This is a genomic window from Agrobacterium sp. S7/73 (assembly GCF_019355535.1).
Lineage (GTDB): Bacteria > Pseudomonadota > Alphaproteobacteria > Rhizobiales > Rhizobiaceae > Agrobacterium > Agrobacterium tumefaciens.
Window position 1 is genome coordinate 1538346 of record NZ_CP072137.1, and the last position, 17386, is coordinate 1555731.

Below are 17386 nucleotides of genomic sequence, written 5' to 3' on the forward strand. Positions count from 1 at the left end.
GGAGCTAACCAATGCTGCTGATCCGTTGCCCCTATTGCCATGAAACGCTGCCCGAAGCCGAATTCACCTATGCCGGGCAGGCCCATGTCGTGCGCGCGGCCGACCCCTCATCTCAGAGTGATGAACAGTGGGAAGAATTCCTGTTCATCCGCGAAAACGCCAGGGGTCCGCATTTCGAGCGCTGGCGGCACCTGCATGGCTGTGGCCGCTTCTTCAATGCGGTGCGCGACACGGTGAGCGACCGTTTCCTGACGACCTATCGCGCAGGCGAGCCGCGTCCTGATCTCTCCTCCCTATCCAGCGCACCAGCCAGCTCCGAGGTGTCGAAATGAGTTCCTATCGCGTTCCCGGCCGTGGCCGGGTGGATGCCGCCCGCTCGGTCAGCTTCACCTTCGATGGGAAGACCTATCGCGGCGTAAAGGGGGATACGGTCGCCTCCGCGCTTCTCGCCAATGGCGTACATCTCATGGGCCGCTCGTTCAAATACCACCGCCCGCGCGGCCCTGTAGCGGCGGGTTCCGAGGAGCCGAATGCGCTGATCGGCACCCGCCGCGGCTCCGGCCGGTTCGAGCCAAATACCCGCGCCACGGTGCAGGAAATCTGGAGCGGGCTGGAAACCACCTCTCAGAACAAATATCCGAGCCTGAAATTCGATATCGGCGCAGTCAACGACATGGCCTATATGCTGTTTTCGGCGGGCTTTTACTACAAGACCTTCATGTGGCCGAAGAGCTTCTGGAACAAGGTCTATGAGCCCTTCATCCGCGCGGCGGCCGGTCTCGGCGTCTCGCCCACGGAAGAAGACCCCGATACCTACGCCTCGCGCAACCTGCATTGCGACGTGTTGATCGTCGGCGCCGGTCCTGCGGGTCTGGCTGCGGCGCGCGCAGCGGCGGTCAATGGTCTCAAGGTCGTGCTAGTGGACGAAAATGCCGAAGCCGGCGGGACGCTGCTGTCCGAGCCGCAGGCGCAGATCGACGGCCAGCCAGCATGGAACTGGCTGGCGGACGAGTTGAAGGCGCTGAAGGAGCGCGGCGTCAGGGTCATGACCCGCACGACGGCGATTGCCTACTACCACCAGAACATGATCGGCCTTTGCGAAAAGCTGACCGACCATCTCGAGACCGTGACCAAGGACATGCCGCGTGAACGCCTGTGGCGGGTGCGGGCGCGCCATGTGGTGCTGGCGCAGGGGGCTCTCGAGAAACCGCTGGTCTTCCATGGCAATGATCGGCCGGGCGTGATGCTTGCGGGCTCCGCCCAGACCTATCTGAACCGCTATGGCGTCAAGGTCGGCAACAGGCCGGTGGTGGTGACGAGCCATGACAGCGCCTGGTATGCCGCCTTCGATCTTCATGGCGCAGGCGCGCCGGTGCAGGCCATCGTCGATACCCGTGCGAAGGTGCGCGAGGAACTGGTGAACGAGGCGCGCGCGCTCGGCATTCCGGTGCGGCTGTCGCATACCGTGACGGCGACTTCGGGCCGGTTGCGTGTGAAATCAGTCCGCGTCAATCCGGTGAATGGCTCCACGGTCGGCGCGGGGCAGGAAATCGCCTGTGATGCGTTGCTGATGTCTGGCGGCTGGACGCCGTCGCTGCATCTGTTTTCCCATACGCAGGGCAAGATTGCCTGGGACGATCAGCGGACCACCTTCCTGCCGGCCATGACCAATGAGGATTGTGCAATTGCCGGCGCTGGGCGCGGGCTTTGGGGCATTGAAGCGGTGCTGAAGGATGGCGCCGAGCAGGGCCGGAAGATCGCTGCAGCCCTGGGCAAGACGGGCGATACCCGCGACTATGCGGTGGAGCACGACCGCACCGGCAGCGGCGTATCGCTGACGGAATTGCCGAGCGATCGCGATGCCGGCAAGGCCAAGGCCTTCGTCGATTACCAGAACGACGTGACCGCAAAGGATCTGCGGCTGGCCGTGCGCGAGGGCATGCGCTCCATCGAGCACGTCAAGCGCTACACCACCAACGGCATGGCGACCGATCAGGGCAAGATGTCCAATATCAACGGCCTCAACATCGCGGCAGAAGCGCTCGGCAAACGCCAGCCGGAAGTAGGCCTCACGACCTTCCGCCCACCCTATACGCCGACGACCTTCGGCGCTTTCGCCGGTTATCATCGCGGCCAGCATTTCGAGGTGACGCGCAAGACGCAGATCGACAGCTGGGCTGAGGAGCATGGCGCGGTTTACGAACCGGTCGGCCAATGGCGGCGCGCCTGGTACTTCCCCAAACCAGGTGAAGACATGGATGCGGCAGTCGGCCGCGAATGCCGGGCGGTGCGGCAAAGCCTCGGCATGTTCGACGCGTCGACGCTCGGCAAGATCGAGGTCGTCGGGCCGGATGCGGTCGAGTTCATGAACCGCATGTACACCAACCCGTGGTCGAAGCTCGCGCCCGGCCGCTGCCGTTACGGCCTGCTTCTGGGTGATGACGGCTTCATTCGCGACGACGGCGTCATCGGCCGCATGACCGAGGATCGCTTCCACGTCACCACCACCACCGGCGGTGCGGCAAGGGTGATGAACATGATGGAGGATTACCTCCAGACCGAATGGCCGGATCTCAACGTCTGGCTGACTTCCACCACCGAGCAATGGTCTACCATTGCGCTGAACGGCCCGAATGCGGCAAAGCTGCTCGCTCCGCTGGTCGAGGGCGTCGAGCTGACGGAAGAGGCTTTCCCGCATATGTCCTGCGCGGAATGCACGGTGGCCGGCATGCCGGCGCGGCTGTTCCGGGTGTCGTTCACCGGCGAGATCGGCTTCGAAGTCAACGTGCCCGCGCCGCTCGGCCGCAAACTCTGGGAAATCCTGTGGGAGGCCGGCCAGCTATGGCACGGAAACCATGCATGTGCTGCGTGCCGAAAAGGGTTACATCATCGTCGGCCAGGATACCGACGGCACAGTCACGCCCTATGATGCCGCGATGGGCTGGGCCGTGGGCAAGACCAAACCGGATTTCGTCGGCAAGCGTGGCCTCGCGCGCCCCGATCTCGTCGCCAAGGGCCGTCGTCACCTCGTCGGTCTTCTGACCGAAGACCGCTCGAAGCTGGAAGAGGGCGCGCAGATTGTCTTCGATCCGAAGCAGCCTATCCCGATGAAAATGGTCGGTCATGTCACCTCATCCTATCATTCGGATGCGGTTGGCCAGCCGATTGCGCTGGCGCTGGTCGAGGGCGGCCATGAGCGGATGGGAGAGACCGTCTATATTCCGATGCCCGAACGCACGATTGCCGCAAAAATCACCGGGATGGTCTTTGTCGATCCCGAAAACACCCGCCTGAAGATCTGACCCGGAGATGACAATGAACATGCGCGTTTCCTCCCCCGTTCCCGGCACGCTGGCCGAGAGCAAAGCAGCCCGGGTCAGCATATTGGCTGCGCAGGGGCGGCTGTCGCTGCGTGCGCGCGGCGATCTGGTGCCGCTCAATACAGCCCTTGGCCTGACCTTGCCCGACCGGATCGGCGCTCGCACTGCTGCAGGCGAAATCGAGGCCGTGCGCCTTGGCCCCGACGAATGGACGATCCTTGCTCCCGTTGGCGCGGTCGACGTGGTGATTGCGGCCTGCGCTGGCGTTTATGCCGGCCATCCGCATAGTCTTGTCGATATTTCCGGAAGGGAAGTGACGCTCGCGATCAAGGGGCCGCTCGCCGCCGAGCTTTTGACACTCGGCTGTGCCCGCGACATCGACACCATTGCGGTTGGCGAGGCCCGCAGAACGATTTTCGATGGCGTGACCGTGGTGCTGTGGCGCGATGCGCCGGATGGTTTCCGTATGGATATCTGGAACAGTTTCGCGCCGCATCTCGGCCATTTGCTTGAAACCGGCTGCAAGGAACTTGCCGCCGAAATCGCCTGATCCTTGAGGAGGAAACAATGCTCAACCGTCTGTCCCATAATGCCGTTTCGGATACGGTGATCGCTGACGCCATCGCCGAGGAACTCGATCGCCAGAAAACCCAGATTGAACTGATCGCTTCGGAAAACATCGTGTCCGCCGACGTTCTGGCGGCGCAAGGCTCGGTGCTGACCAACAAATATGCCGAAGGTTATCCCGGCAAACGCTACTATGGCGGCTGCGAATTCGTCGACAAGGTCGAGCAGGTCGCCATCGACCGGCTGAAGCAACTTTTCGGCGCGGAGTTTGCGAACGTTCAGCCGCATTCCGGCGCGCAGGCCAATCAGGCGGTGTTTCTGGCACTTCTTCAGCCGGGCGACCGGATCATGGGGCTTTCGCTGGCCCATGGCGGCCACCTGACCCACGGTTCGCCGGTCACCATGTCGGGCAAGTGGTTCGATGTCGTCTCCTATGAGGTGGATGCAGAGACGCATCTGATCGATATGGAAAAGGTTCGGGCAAAGGCGCTGGAAACCAGGCCGAAGCTGATCGTCGCAGGCGCCTCGGCCTATCCGCGCCAGATCGATTTCGAAGGCTTCCGCAAGATCGCCGACGAGGTTGGCGCATGGCTGATGGTCGACATGGCCCATTATGCCGGCCTGATCGCCGGCGGCAAATATCCAAATCCGGTGCCGCACGCCCATGTCGTCACCTCCACCACCCACAAGACCCTGCGCGGCCCTCGCGGCGGCGTCATTTTGACCAACGATGCCGATCTGGCAAAGAAGCTGAATTCGGCCGTCTTCCCCGGCAATCAGGGCGGCCCGCTGATGCATGTCATCGCTGCCAAGGCCGTTGCCTTCGGCGAGGCGCTGCGGCCGGACTTTGCCGACTACGCCGGTCAGGTCATAGCCAATGCTCAGGCTCTGGCGCGAGTGCTGACGGATGGCGGTCTGGGGATCGTGTCTGGTGGAACCGACAGCCACATGGTTCTGGTCGATCTGCGTCCGAAGGGCGTTACCGGCAAGGTTGCCGAAATCGCTCTTGAGCGGGCAGGTCTCACCTGCAACAAGAACTCCATTCCCAACGACCCGGAAAAGCCCTTCGTCACCTCGGGCATCCGGCTCGGCAGCTCGGCCGGTACCACGCGCGGCTTCGGCGTGGCCGAATTCGAGCGGATCGGCGTGCTGATCCTGCGCGTCATCGACGCGCTGGCTGTCAGTGCCGAAGGCAATGCTGAGATTGAGGCGAACGTGCGGGCCGAGGTTGCAGCGCTGTGTGAGGACTTCCCGATCTACGGCGCGTAACACGCTATTATCGGTCTCGTTAGCCATGATCGGGCAGGGCGGCATCACCGCCAATGTGCCCGATCGCTGATCCATCAAGGGGAGCAGGATTTGACCAGCTATGTCATGAAAGTCTCGTGCCCGGCACGCAGCGGCATCGTTGCTGCCGTGTCCGGATATCTCGCGCGGTCCGGCTGCAACATCAACGACAGTTCGCAATTCACCGACCTGGAAACGGGCCGCTTTTTCATGCGGCTGAGCTTCGTTTCGGAGGAAGGGATGGAACCCGCTGCTCTCGTCGCAGGGTTCGCTTCCGTCGCCGCCGATTTCGACATGGAATACGATGTCCATGATCTCTCGCGGAAAACGAAAGTCGTGATCATGGTTTCACGCTTCGGCCATTGCCTGAACGATCTGCTCTACCGTTCCCACATTGGTGCATTGCCTGTGGAGATTGTCGCTGTCATCTCCAATCACCTCGAATACCAGAAGCAGGTGGTGAACGAGGATATTCCCTTTCACCACATTCGCGTCACGCCGGAGACGAAACCGGAAGCCGAGGCGGCCATACTGCAGGTGGTGCGCGATGCAGGCGCCGAACTCGTCGTGCTGGCGCGCTACATGCAGGTTCTGTCGGAACGGCTGTGCCAGGAAATGTCTGGCCGCATCATCAACATCCACCATTCCTTCCTGCCTTCCTTCAAGGGCGCAAACCCTTACAAGCAGGCCTATGAGCGCGGCGTGCGACTGATCGGCGCGACGGCCCATTACGTCACCGCTGATCTCGATGAAGGCCCGATCATCGAACAGGACACGATCCGCGTCACCCATGCCCAGAGCGGCATGGATTATGTGAGCCTCGGGAGGGACGTGGAAAGCCAGGTTCTGGCACGCGCCATTCATGCCCATATCCATCACCGTGTCTTCCTCAACGGCAACAAGACCGTGGTGTTTCCAGCTTCGCCGGGCGAATATATGTCCGAACGAATGGGATAAGGTTGGGGCGCGGTTGCCGGAGGCCTATTCTTCCACCGGCCCCGTCCCGTCGCTTGCTTCGGGCTCCTGTGGCCGCGCGCTTCGTGTAGATGTGGGATAGGCGCCCGCCATGCTGGCGAACTGGATGTCGTTTTGCGCAAAGGCATCCTTCAGCATCGAATAGGCCTTGCGGCGCACCATGGAGGATTGCCCGCCGGCGCGCAGCATCATGCCGAAACCAAGCGTCATGCCATATTCGCCGAATTGCTCGACACCCTTCAGCTTGACGGTTTCGATCAGGAACTGTCCGAATTCCGGGTCTTCCTTCAGCGCCTTGCCGATCTCCTTGGTAATGGCCCGGACCTTGGCAATGTCAGTATCGAAGGCGACCGTGACGAGGAATTTGTCGATCGACCAGTCGCGGCTCATATTTTCGACGGCGCCGAGCGATCCGAACGGCACGGTGAAAATCGGGCCGCGATGGTGCCGCAGTTTGACCGAGCGGATGCTGAAGGATTCCACCGTGCCGCGGTAGGAACCGCTCTGGATGTATTCGCCGACGCGGAAGGCGTCGTCGATCATGTAGAACACGCCGCTGATGATGTCCTTGACCAGCGTCTGCGAACCGAAACCGATGGCGATGCCGAAGATGCCGGCGCTCGCCAGCAGCGGCCCGATATTGACGCCGAGTTCCGAAAGTGCCGTCATGACCGCAACCGCGGCGATGATGATGCCGAGCATGTTGCGAAGGATCGGCAGAATGGTCAAAAGCCGGTCATCTTGCGGCTGGCCCACACCCGGTTGGCCGCTCATCGGGTTGCCGGCGGGTGTACTCAACTCCAGCCGCCGTGCGATCATCGACTTGATCGCGATCCAGACGAGATCGGCAAGAAGCAGGATCAGCGCCCCGTGCAGGACGCCGACGACGATCGACGTCAGCAATGCGCCATCGGGCAGGGAATTCGGATGCGCGCGCACGAGGAAGATCAGCCACAGGATGGCAGTCCCGACGATTGCAAGCCGCACGCCTCGCTCGACCAGTACCGGGCGAAGATCGCTTTCCCCATAGGTGCCGATGTCGGTTGCCAGCTTTCGCGCCGCGATGCCAAGCGTCGAGGCAAGGCCGGGCAGAACCAGCGCATAAAGCCCGATCCAGAACAGGACCCCGGCACCGGCAAGCCGCAGCCCGAAGAGGATGATGAGGCTGAAGATCAACGCGACGTCGATTGCCCTTGCCCGCTCCGAACCCGGATCGCCGACCGGGCGACGCCAGATCCAGATGCATGCGAGCAGGAACAGGAGCCCGACCATGGCGGAGGACAGAAGCCCGAGCGTTTCACGCGGGACATCGAGATTTTCGAGCGTCCTGAGCAGGGACCAGAAAATGCCGGCAAGTGTCAGGAGCCATGTCCAGCGGACGATCCAGAAATCGCGCCGGGCATAGGCCTCACGGCCAACGACCCGCCGCAGCAGGCGCGTGAAGGCAAAAAGCAGCGGCAACACGATGCTGGTTGCAAGCCAGGGCAGCAGAACGGCGCTCAGCAAAGGTGACCACTGGATGGCAAGGAACATGGCGGTGGCAGCAATGCCGTAGCCGAAGACGGGCAAAAGCCTCCGCGATACGACAGACGAGGCCTCCTTGCCGATATCCGCGCCGTTCCTGCGGGAGGCCTGCATCGCTATGATCCGGTTCGTGGTAATGCCGCCGGCAAGGCCCGCACCGAACAGGATGGATACGTGCAGCAAAAAGACGGCTGCACCGTAGTTTCTGATCTCGTCGCAAAGCCTTCCCAGCGCCGCGATGATCTGCGTGGACATGCCGGGCAGGTCCCTTGCGAGGCGGCCTAGGTGTTCGCGCCGCTTGCTTGCCCATTGGTCGAGATCGCTCAACTGGCTCTGCGGCGTCAGTTCTGGCGGCTGCTCTGTGCCGGCGGCCGCAAGCTTCTGTGTGAGAAGGGCACGAACATCGTCCTGTCCCAGAAGCTGTAGCAACTGGTCGACTTTCTGCTCTGTCGTCTGTTCCGTAGGGGCCGGTCTCGCTGGCGGCGGCAGTTCCTGCGCAGGCAGGCTCGCCGCGCCCAGTACGAAAACTGCGATGGCAGCCGCCATCACTCGGAAAAGGGAGGGAAGGGTGGTCATTGGTCCGCTCCACACCATCCAGGCAGATGCCGCGCATCGCGCGAGCGTGCCAGTTGCATCGCTTCCTCCACAGCGTCCTCGAAGGAATGTCGCAGCTTCTTGCCACCCACCCGGCGGCGCAGGAAATCCGCCCAGAGGAATTCACTGAAGGGAGCGTCTATTTTGGCAAAACCGCCAGCGTCGCGAACCGCGCCGGCCAGCGCGCGGAAGGGATCGTCCTTGAGATCGACGATCCGTTTGGGAAGGTTTTCGATGGGATGGCGCACGCCATCCACGTCGAAAGGATAGACGAAGTTGCGATGGTCCATCACCGACCAGAATTCCTGCCGGTCGAGATGGGAAAGATCGGCAACGATACTGGTCAGGACATGTTTCACGCCTTCCTCATGCAAAGCCAAAGCGAGGTGGTGGTGGTCCACCAGATAAAGACGTTGTTTGTGACCAAGGACGACGGGTACCATATGGTGTCCGAGGAAGTCGGCTCCCTTTTCCTCACGGATGGCGGCCCATTGCCGCCGCTTGTCCTCCACCTCGCGCAGACCGACTGTCATCTGCGTTGGTTTGAGTGAGGTGATTTCAACCGGGGTCAGATGCGGTTCAAGATTGTGTGACATGGCTGTCCTCCCGATGCATGGCCGCCGTCACGGCATCATCGACACTGAAATTGCTGCGCGCCACCATGTCGGATCCGCCGCCCGCAAGCAGCAGATCCTTCACATGGTCGTGCATGCGCGCATAATAGACCACGATGCTGCTGCGCTGCATCGCTGCATCGAACTCCAGCAACGCATCAAGCGCTGTGGAATCCAGTTCGAATGTTTCCTCAAGGCTGACAATCGCGATGTGCAGTTCCGGCCGCGCAACGATGTATTTGGTAACGGCGGCAAGGATCGGTTCCGCATTGCCGAAGAAAAGCGGCTGTGCGGGCCGGAGAATAATCATGCCTGACACATCCTTCGCATCCGGGTGGCGTTCCATGTCGACAAAGTCGTGGCTATCGCCCAGCCGGCCAAGATGCATGACATGCGGTAGGGAAAGCCGGCGAACGAAGACGGCGAAGGAAAGGGCGACGGCGACAAGCATGCCGTTTAGCACACCGAAGGCAAGTACGCTGGCTGCGGCGGCAAGTGCCAGATAGGCGTCGTTGCCGAGCCGCCATAAACGGATGATCGGCGCGGGGTCGAGCGCATGCAGCAGCGCCACGGCGATCACGGCGGCAAGGACTGCTTCCGGGATGAAAGCGAACCAGCTGGCGGCGAGCAGGCTGAAGACCGCCAGGCCGATTGCGGCGATGGCAGAGGCAAGCCGGCTTTGCGGCCCAACCGCCTCGCTTGCTGCGCCTGCGGAAAAACCCGCACCAACCGGCATACCCTGCATGGCGGCGCTGGCGATATTGGCAAGCCCGAATGCTCTGAGTTCGCGATTGGAATCGACAATCTCGCCATGGCGAAGCGAAAGGCTTCGGATGGTGCCCCATGATTCCGCAAAGAGGATGAGGACGAGTGGCGGCGCGAAGCGGGCAACATGCGCGACATCGTCGAGCGACACCGAAAACGGGCCGGCCCATATGCCGGCAAGATCGATCTGGCCGACGACGGCTACGCCCCGACTTTGAAGGTTGAGCAGGATCGAGATGGCAATTCCTGCCACGATGACGACGAGGCTGCCGGGAATGGCGGGGCTCCTGCGCAGGAGAAGCAGCACGGCGAGTGCCGCAACGCCGACGGCGATGCTTTCAAGGCTCCAGTCCTGCGGGCGGGAGAGGATTTGCAGGAGAATGGAAAGCGGCTCGCCCGACTGCGCCTTTATCCCGAAGAGGCTCGGCAATTGCTTTATGGTGATCAGAATGGCGAGGCCGAAGGCAAAACCGCGCAGCACCGGGCGCGAGATCACACTCGACAGGGCGCCGAGCCGCGTGGCAGCTGCAAGCAGAAACAGCAGGCCCACCAGAGCGACCGTAATGGCAACGAGCAGCATCTTTTGCGCTGGTGTGACCGAGAGCGTCGCAAGCATTGCCGCCAGGATTGCGGCGGAGGAGGATGTGGGCGAGACGACCGCAAAACGGCTCTGGCCAAAAATGGCATAGACGATGCAGCCCATGATGGCGGCAAGGATGGCGTGCTGGGCTGGAACGCCGGCAATCCCCGAATAGGCGATCGCTTCCGGTAACATCAGGCCGGCAATCGACAACCCCGCCACCACATCGCGCCGGTTGAGTGTCATGGGCATGGAATTGCAACCGCATTGGCGGTGATAAGGGCAAGGACAATTCCACCGGTTAAGATCACGATTCTCCACCATGTTCCCGCGACGCGATGAAGGTTCACCCAATGCGCATACGAGTCAAAGTTTAAATCGCGCCCCCGAAATATTTCGGCTCTTCCGGATGTTGCTTAACGCTGGAGATCGTCCGGCAGGCAGGACGAGCGCCATTTCGGCCAGGCCGCTTCAGCCACCATACTGATCGTCCGTGACGTGCTCCATCCAGTCCACGACCTTGCCGTCTTTCACTTCCTGAAGCGCGATATGCGTCATGGCGACATCGGGTGCCGCCCCGTGCCAGTGCCTTTCGCCCGGCGCGAACCACACGGTATCGCCGGGGCGGATTTCTTCCACGGGGCCACCCTCGCGCTGCACCCTTCCAAACCCTGAAACCACGATCAGGGTCTGTCCGAGCGGGTGCGTGTGCCATGCGGTTCGCGCGCCTGGTTCGAAGGTGACCTGAGCGCCCTGCACCCGCTCTGCATCGAACGGGTTGAACAGAGGATCGATACGGACCGTGCCGGTAAACCATGCCTCGGGGCCTTTGGTTGAGGCCCGTGTTCCCGCGCGCAATATTTCCATGGTCATTCTCCTGACTGGTATCGTGTGGGGGGATTTGAAGCGGTAATGCCTCTCTTGTCCACTGGCGAGTGAAAATTCAGTCAGGCCGCATCGACCCTTGGTCACGGGTGACAGGAACCGGATCTCCGCTATGCCGAGACCCGGTTCCGCCTAAGCCAAAGCGTCAGCCGATCTGCGCGTTGTCGTCACGCTTGATGGCGATAACGGTGGAGCGCGGCAGCTTGCCTTCGCCATCCGGGAAGGGGGCGTCGGGGTGCTGGATGCCGACGAAGTGGGTACGCTTGTCGCCGGACCATGTCTGGCCGGTAACTTCGGAACCCTTCGGCGCGGTCAGGAAACGCTCGATACGGCCGGTGGCCGGATCGCCTGCCAGCATCTGGTTATTGCCCTGGCCGGCGAAGTTGCCTTCGTTGCTGTCCTCTCCGTCGGTCTGGATCCAGAGGAGACCGGTCGAGTCAAACATCATGCCATCGGGCGAGTTGAACATGTTGCCTTCGTTGATGTTCGAAGAGCCGGCATAGGCATCCTTGTGAACGGTGGGGTTGCCGGCCATGCAGAACAGGTCCCACTTGAATCTGCCGTCCGCGTGATCGTCGTTTTCCGGGTACCAGCGCACGATCTGGCCGTATTCGTTCTTTTCGCGCGGGTTGGCAGCATTGATCGCCATGGCGTCGCCGCCAGCATTGGCGCGCAACTTGCCGTCTTTCATTTCGCCGCGACGGCTGTTGTTGGTAAGGGCGCAATAGGCTTCGATGGCGACCGGGTTGATGGCGACCCATTCCGGGCGGTCCATCGTTGTCGCGCCCACCTTGGAAGCGGCCTGACGGGTGAAGACGCAGATTTCATCGATCTTCATGCCTGTCGTCTCAGGCGTTAGAGCCAGCCATTCACCAGCGCCGTCGTCCGAGAACCTGGCGACGTAGAGCGTGCCTTCGTCTAGCAGTTTCGAGGTGTCGCCACCGGGCACGTAAATGCCGTTGGAGACGAATTTGTAGAGGAATTCGCCACGCTCGTCATCGCCCATGTAAACCACCACGCGGCCGTCACGCGCGATCACCACAGCGGCGTTTTCGTGCTTGATGCGGCCAAGGGCGGTGCGCTTGATCGGGGTGGAGGAGGCGTCCGAAGGATCGATCTCAACCACGTAACCGGCGCGGCGCGGCTCGTTGGGGTTCTTGGCGACATCGAAACGCGCATCGAACTTCTCATAGGCGTAACGGGTCTCGGCGACGATGCCGTAGCGCTTGTAGTCATCCGGCAGCTTGAAGGCGGCATCAGTGGTACCGAAATAGCCGTTGAAGTTTTCCTCGCAGGTGAGGTAGGTGCCCCAGGGCGTGCGGCCGGCGCCGCAATTGTTGAAGGTCCCCAGACAGTCGACACCCTTCGGATCTGCGGCGGTCTTGACGAGGTCCGAGCCTGCGGCCGGGCCGGAAAGCTTCATCGGGGTGTTGTGGTGAATACGGCGGTTGAACGGGCTGTCGAGAACGATTTCCCAGCCTCCGGTGCCTTCCGCAACTTCCATGACGGTGACGCCCTGCATGTTCTGCAGGATCTTGACGTCGTCGGCCGTTTTCGGGTTGCCCTTTTCGGCATGCGGCAGGTTGGTTTCGGGGTTTACATATTCATGGTTGACGGCGATCAGCTGGTGATTGCCAACCATGAACAGTTCCATGCCGTCAGTATTTTCGCCGAAGACCTTGTCGGAGTTTTCAACGCTGACACCCTTGGTAGGGTCGAGGTCGGGCACGTTGGAGAACAGCGGCTGGCCCCACTTGGCGACTGGCTTCCAGCTGTAGCCTTCCGGCACGTGAATGGTGTGGTCGGTCGCGGCAGCCACCGGCTTGAAGGGGAAACGGCCGGCTGCCGCTTCCTGCGCTTCCGCCGAGGTGCTGGTCATCAGGTTGCCGAGCGTGCCCATGGCTGCTGCGGCCGAACCGAAGGCAAGCACGCCACCGAGAAAGCCGCGGCGGGAAATCGCGGTCTCGACCACGCGGTCGAAATCGGTTTCGGCCGGCGGCGGGTTTTGCAGCTCGTCCCACGCATCCCAGGAAAGCTTGCTCGTATCGATGTCGGTCATATCGTATCTCCACCGTTGCATGTTTGGAATCATTCCAACACGGTGCGTACCGTTTCAGTGTTTCACACAAATGACGGGAATAACGACTTTAAATATGATCTTCACAGAAAATGATTCTGTATTTTTCCCTTAATGCGGGAGAAGGATACGGGTGAGCAAAAAGCCTTCGAAGCGGCAGAAGTGGAAAGCAATGTCCGTTCCCTTGCGCCACTCGCCGCTGATGTCGGTCGTCAGCCGAAGGGATGCTGAACCGCACTCTTCATAGCCGGATAACTCCGCCGCCTCGAAAAAGAACGAACGCCTGACGGTCGGATAAAGCGCTTTGAACAGGCTTTCCTTGGCCGAAAAGATCAGCCCGGTCATGAAGGGATCGATGTCGTTTCCAAGACTGAGGCGTTCGTTCGCGGTCAGTACCTGCGGGGCAATATCGCAAGCTTCCTCCTCGTTCAGAAGCCTTTCGATATCGATGCCAATGCCGCAGAACCGCTCGGAAGAGCCGGCAAGCGCAATTGCCCGCTCGTGGCTGTGGGAAATCGCGCCGACCACGCCTTCGGGCCAGATAGGGGCGCGATCCTCTCCCATGCCGGGAAAGGAGGCGCGGCCGGTCAGACGGCGTATGGCTTCGGCAGCACATCTGCGCCCGGCGATAAATTCCGCCTTGCGTCTGGGCGCAGCGCGCAAAAGCTGCGGCGGCAAGGGAGGGACCTTGCCGCCGCGCCCTTCTTCGGCGCTGTAATGAAGGGTGACACAGTGACAATCGCATCTGTCATCCGGCCAAGGCCAGATGGCCTCGGGTGGATCGCCGGAAACAGCTTCGCCGTGAAACGCCGGCACGTTGGCCATTTCTGTCATCCTCATCACGCGGACCGATGCTCAGGCGGCAAGCGTGGCGCCGCCATCGACCACGATCTGCTGCATCGTCACATGGCCTGCCTGATCGGAGGCGAGGAACAGCACCGTGTCGGCGATGTCGTCCGGCCGCGCGATTTTGCCCAGCGGAATGCCGAGCTTGAACTGCTCGGGAAGACCGGCGACCAGTCGCTGTTTGCCGCTGGGATCGTTCAGCATGCCGGCCAGCATCGGCGTATCGGTGGAGCCGGGTGACACCACATTGCAGCGCACGCCATAGGGCGCGAGTTCAAGTGCTGCGCAATGGCTGAGGCTGACGAGTGCGGCCTTGGAAGCACAATAGGCGAGCATGCCGATGCGCGGCACAACGGCGGCGTTGGAGGCAATGTTGACGATTGCCCCGCGCCGCTGCCGCTTGAAGACGCCGCTCCATTGCCGCAGCAGGTAGAACGGCCCCGCAGCATTGACATCCATGCAGGCGTTCCAGTCCTGCGGCGTCAGGCTTTCGCTGTCGCCGAGCCGGAGGATGCCGGCGGCATTGACGAGAATGTCTAGCCCGCCCCATTCCTTCTCGATCGCCTTGCTCGCCGCCTCCACTGCCGCCGCGTCCGTGATGTCGAGCGTGATTTGGCGGAAGGTTGCATCGGTTGCATCGGCAATGAGGTCAAGGCCGATGACCTCGGCCCCTTCCTCGGTGAAACGCTCGGCGATGCGGCGGCCGATGCCCTGCGCGGCACCCGTCACCAGCACGCGCCGCCCGTTAAATCTGTTCTGCATCATCTTGTCCGTCCGCTCAGGCCGCGAGCCGCTTTTCTTCGATCAGCGCCCACCAGGCAGAAAGCGTCGGTACGCGGGCAAGCTCTTCGAAGCCCACGATGACGCCGCGTTCCTTCAGTTCGCCGGCAAGCTTCATCACCTGCAGCGAATCCAGCCCATAGAAGATCAGGTTCTCATCCGGGTCGATGTCGCTCTCGTCCTCCACCATTTGCAGGACGCGGGCCTTCAGCCATTCGCTGATATCGGTGGTCTCTCCCGCGCCGGCAAGGCTTTCAGTGTCGATCACCACGCCGCAGCGTGTTGCCACATATTGCAGCGCCATGCGGTGTTCGGCTTCGGAAAAATCGGCGACGGCATCACCCAGCATGAAGGGCTGAATATCCTTCATGAAGGCTTCAACAGCCGTCATCATGCAGCCGATATGGGCATAGACGCCGCCGATGATGATCTGGTCGCGGCCCCACCCCTTCATACGCTCGGCAAGGTCTGAACGCTGGAAGGCGCTGTAGCGCCATTTGGTCAGCACCACATCGTCGGGCGTCGGCGCAAGCTTGTCCACGACCTTCTGCAACTCCGGGTCGACCACGGTCAGGCCCGGTCCCCACATGTCGTTCAGAAGCGCGCGGTCGGCGGCAGGCTGGTCGTGCGGCTGGGCGGTGTAGATGACCGGCACGCCGTTCTGAACCGCCCATGCCTTTACCTTTGCAAGATTGTCGATGAGGGTTGTCATCAACCTGCCGTCGGCCTCGTAGAACCGCAGGAAATAACGCTGCATGTCGTGGATGAGCAGCACGGCGCGCTTGGCGTCCGGCTGCCATTTGGTCTTGTTGGCCGGAAAGCTTGCTGCGACCGGCATCGGATAATCGGAAATGGTGGGGATCGTCATATTGACCTCGATAGTTTGGCGCATCGGCATGGGCGACACGCAATTTTCAAATGGTTGGGGCGTGCACGCTCCGTTACGCCGGGATGGGCGCTGCGAGCATGTCGCGTAGACGTTTCTTGTCGATCTTGCCGACGGCAGTAAGCGGCATGGTGTCGATGAAACGCACCCGGTCCGGCAGCTTGTAATCCGCAACACCCAGACCAGAGAGATGCTGGCGGATGGCCGGTGCCTTGAGAGCGGGATTGCGGGAAACGACGAAGACGCAGCTTTTTTCACCGAGGAGTTCGTCCTGCATCGCCACCAGTGCGGCATGCGTCACATCCGGATGCTGCAGGATCAGGTTTTCCACCTCTTCCGATGCGACCTTCTCGCCGCCGCGATTGATCTGGTCTTTCACCCGGCCAACCACCCGCAGGTAACCTTCGGGCGTGCGCTGAACGACATCGCCGGAATAATAAAAACCCTGGTTGTCGAAGACGCGCGCGCTGTGCTCGGCGGCGCGGTAATATCCGCGAAACGTATAGGGGCCGCGCGTCGCCAGCATGCCGGCTTCGCCTTCTGGAACGTCGTTGCCGTCCTCATCAACGATGCGGATCTCGTCATCCGGGCTGATCGGCCGCCCTTGCGTGGTGAAGACAACATGGTCGGGATCACCGGCGCGGGTATAGTTCACCAGACCTTCCGCCATGCCGAAGACCTGCTGGAGGGCGCAACCCAGCACCTGCGGCACTTGGCGGGCTAAAGCTTCAGCGAAGCTTGCGCCGCCGACCTGCAACAGCTTGAGGGATTTCAGCCGTTCGCGATGGGCGGGCGCCACCTGTAACCACAGCGCCACGGCCGGCGGCACCAGAGGCACAATGTCGATGCCATGTTTTTCGATGAGGTCGAAGCAGGCAAGCGGCTCGGGATTGGCCGCCATTACCACGGTGCCGCCAGCGTGGAACACGCCAAGCGCACCCGGCGAACTCATGGGGTAATTATGCGCCACCGGAATGGCGCAGAGGAAACGGGTCTGCGGCGTCAGCTCGCAGATTTCCGCACTGGCCCGGGCGCTGTAGTCATAGTCGTTATGCGTGCGGGGGATCAGTTTCGGTGTTCCGGTGCTGCCGCCGGAAAGCTGGAACAACGCTACCTCATCAGCTGCCGAAGGGCCGTAATGCGGCGCATTTTCGGCGGGTGATGAGAGCCATTGTTCGAGGCTGCGCTGCGGTTCCGTCTCACCAAGCAGCAGCGTTACGGCAAGCTGCGGAGAGGCAAGCTTCAGCGCCTCCAGAAACGTGTCATTGGCAAAAAGCTCGTGGGAACGCGAGCCGATCACCAGCTTTGGCGCAATCTGTTCCGCATAGGAGGTCATTTCCAGCCGACGATGGCTGAAAAGCGCATTGACGGGTGCAGCGCCGATTTTCATCAGAGCGAAAAAGACGAGATAGAACTCCGCGATATTTGGTAATTGCACCAGTGCCGTATCGCCCCTGCCGATCCCGGCGGCAGCCAGATGCCCGGCAAGATTGGAAGATTGCCGGTCGAGATCGGCATAGGTGAAGCGGCGGTCGCCGCAGATCAGCGCGGTCGCGTCCGGCCGAAGTTCCACCTGCTGGGTGAGGATGTCGCTGAGCGGTCTGTCGATCCAGTAGCCGCGGTCGCGGTATCGGCGCGCCAGATCTTCGGGCCAGCGTTCAAATTCGATTGTCATGGTGTGTCCCT

13 protein-coding genes and 1 pseudogene are annotated in these 17386 nt (G+C 61.6%); 5 read left to right on the top strand and 9 right to left on the bottom strand.

Annotated features, from left to right (window positions below; genetic code table 11):
• Positions 1-11 precede the first annotated feature (11 nt).
• From J5276_RS22045 to purU, 5 genes and pseudogenes are all read left to right on the top strand, one after another.
• Positions 12-332 carry a sarcosine oxidase subunit delta gene (locus J5276_RS22045; RefSeq protein WP_019566908.1) on the top strand — a complete coding sequence of 107 codons (321 nt, stop codon included), beginning with the start codon at positions 12-14 and terminating at the stop codon, positions 330-332.
• A pseudogene (locus J5276_RS22050) lies at positions 329-3302 on the top strand (sarcosine oxidase subunit alpha). The gene J5276_RS22045 and the pseudogene J5276_RS22050 overlap by 4 nt, the downstream one beginning before the upstream one ends.
• Before the next feature lie 13 nt (positions 3303-3315).
• Positions 3316-3870, top strand: coding sequence for a sarcosine oxidase subunit gamma family protein (gene soxG, locus J5276_RS22055; RefSeq protein ID WP_174012301.1), 555 nt, complete (start codon positions 3316-3318; stop codon positions 3868-3870).
• Positions 3871-3887: 17 nt separating this feature from the next.
• On the top strand, positions 3888-5156 hold the full coding sequence (gene glyA / locus J5276_RS22060; protein ID WP_019566911.1) for a serine hydroxymethyltransferase: 1269 nt from the start codon (positions 3888-3890) through the stop codon (positions 5154-5156).
• Positions 5157-5246: 90 nt separating this feature from the next.
• A complete protein-coding gene (gene purU, locus J5276_RS22065) occupies positions 5247-6131 on the top strand; it encodes a formyltetrahydrofolate deformylase (RefSeq protein WP_065705836.1) in 885 nt (294 codons plus the stop codon).
• 24 nt (positions 6132-6155) lie between these two features.
• Here purU and J5276_RS22070 read toward each other — a convergent pair whose 3' ends face one another.
• The 9 genes from J5276_RS22070 to J5276_RS22110 all read right to left on the bottom strand — a co-directional run bounded on the left by J5276_RS22070 (position 6156) and on the right by J5276_RS22110 (position 17375).
• Positions 6156-8249, bottom strand: coding sequence for a mechanosensitive ion channel domain-containing protein (locus J5276_RS22070; protein WP_174012303.1), 2094 nt, complete (start codon positions 8247-8249; stop codon positions 6156-6158).
• Positions 8246-8863, bottom strand: coding sequence for a ParB-like protein (locus tag J5276_RS22075; RefSeq protein ID WP_013762270.1), 618 nt, complete (start codon positions 8861-8863; stop codon positions 8246-8248). Before J5276_RS22075 ends, J5276_RS22070 begins: the two co-directional genes overlap by 4 nt.
• Positions 8847-10478: a SulP family inorganic anion transporter gene (locus J5276_RS22080; protein WP_370647632.1), complete on the bottom strand. Its 1632-nt coding sequence runs from the start codon at positions 10476-10478 to the stop codon at positions 8847-8849. The genes J5276_RS22075 and J5276_RS22080 overlap by 17 nt, the downstream gene beginning before the upstream one ends.
• A 219-nt stretch (positions 10479-10697) precedes the next feature.
• Positions 10698-11093, bottom strand: coding sequence for a cupin domain-containing protein (locus tag J5276_RS22085; protein WP_003518141.1), 396 nt, complete (start codon positions 11091-11093; stop codon positions 10698-10700).
• Positions 11094-11256: 163 nt separating this feature from the next.
• A complete protein-coding gene (locus J5276_RS22090) occupies positions 11257-13170 on the bottom strand; it encodes a PhoX family phosphatase (RefSeq protein ID WP_025595095.1) in 1914 nt (637 codons plus the stop codon).
• A 129-nt stretch (positions 13171-13299) separates the two neighbouring features.
• Positions 13300-14013: a 4'-phosphopantetheinyl transferase gene (locus tag J5276_RS22095; protein ID WP_065658476.1), complete on the bottom strand. Its 714-nt coding sequence runs from the start codon at positions 14011-14013 to the stop codon at positions 13300-13302.
• Positions 14014-14043: 30 nt separating this feature from the next.
• A complete protein-coding gene (gene dhbA / locus J5276_RS22100) occupies positions 14044-14799 on the bottom strand; it encodes a 2,3-dihydro-2,3-dihydroxybenzoate dehydrogenase (protein WP_013762274.1) in 756 nt (251 codons plus the stop codon).
• A gap of 13 nt (positions 14800-14812) precedes the next feature.
• Positions 14813-15682 (bottom strand): isochorismatase, encoded by an 870-nt coding sequence (locus J5276_RS22105; protein ID WP_013762275.1) that lies wholly within the window; start codon positions 15680-15682, stop codon positions 14813-14815.
• Positions 15683-15755: 73 nt separating this feature from the next.
• Positions 15756-17375 (bottom strand): (2,3-dihydroxybenzoyl)adenylate synthase, encoded by a 1620-nt coding sequence (locus J5276_RS22110; protein WP_065658478.1) that lies wholly within the window; start codon positions 17373-17375, stop codon positions 15756-15758.
• Positions 17376-17386: the final 11 nt, after the last annotated feature.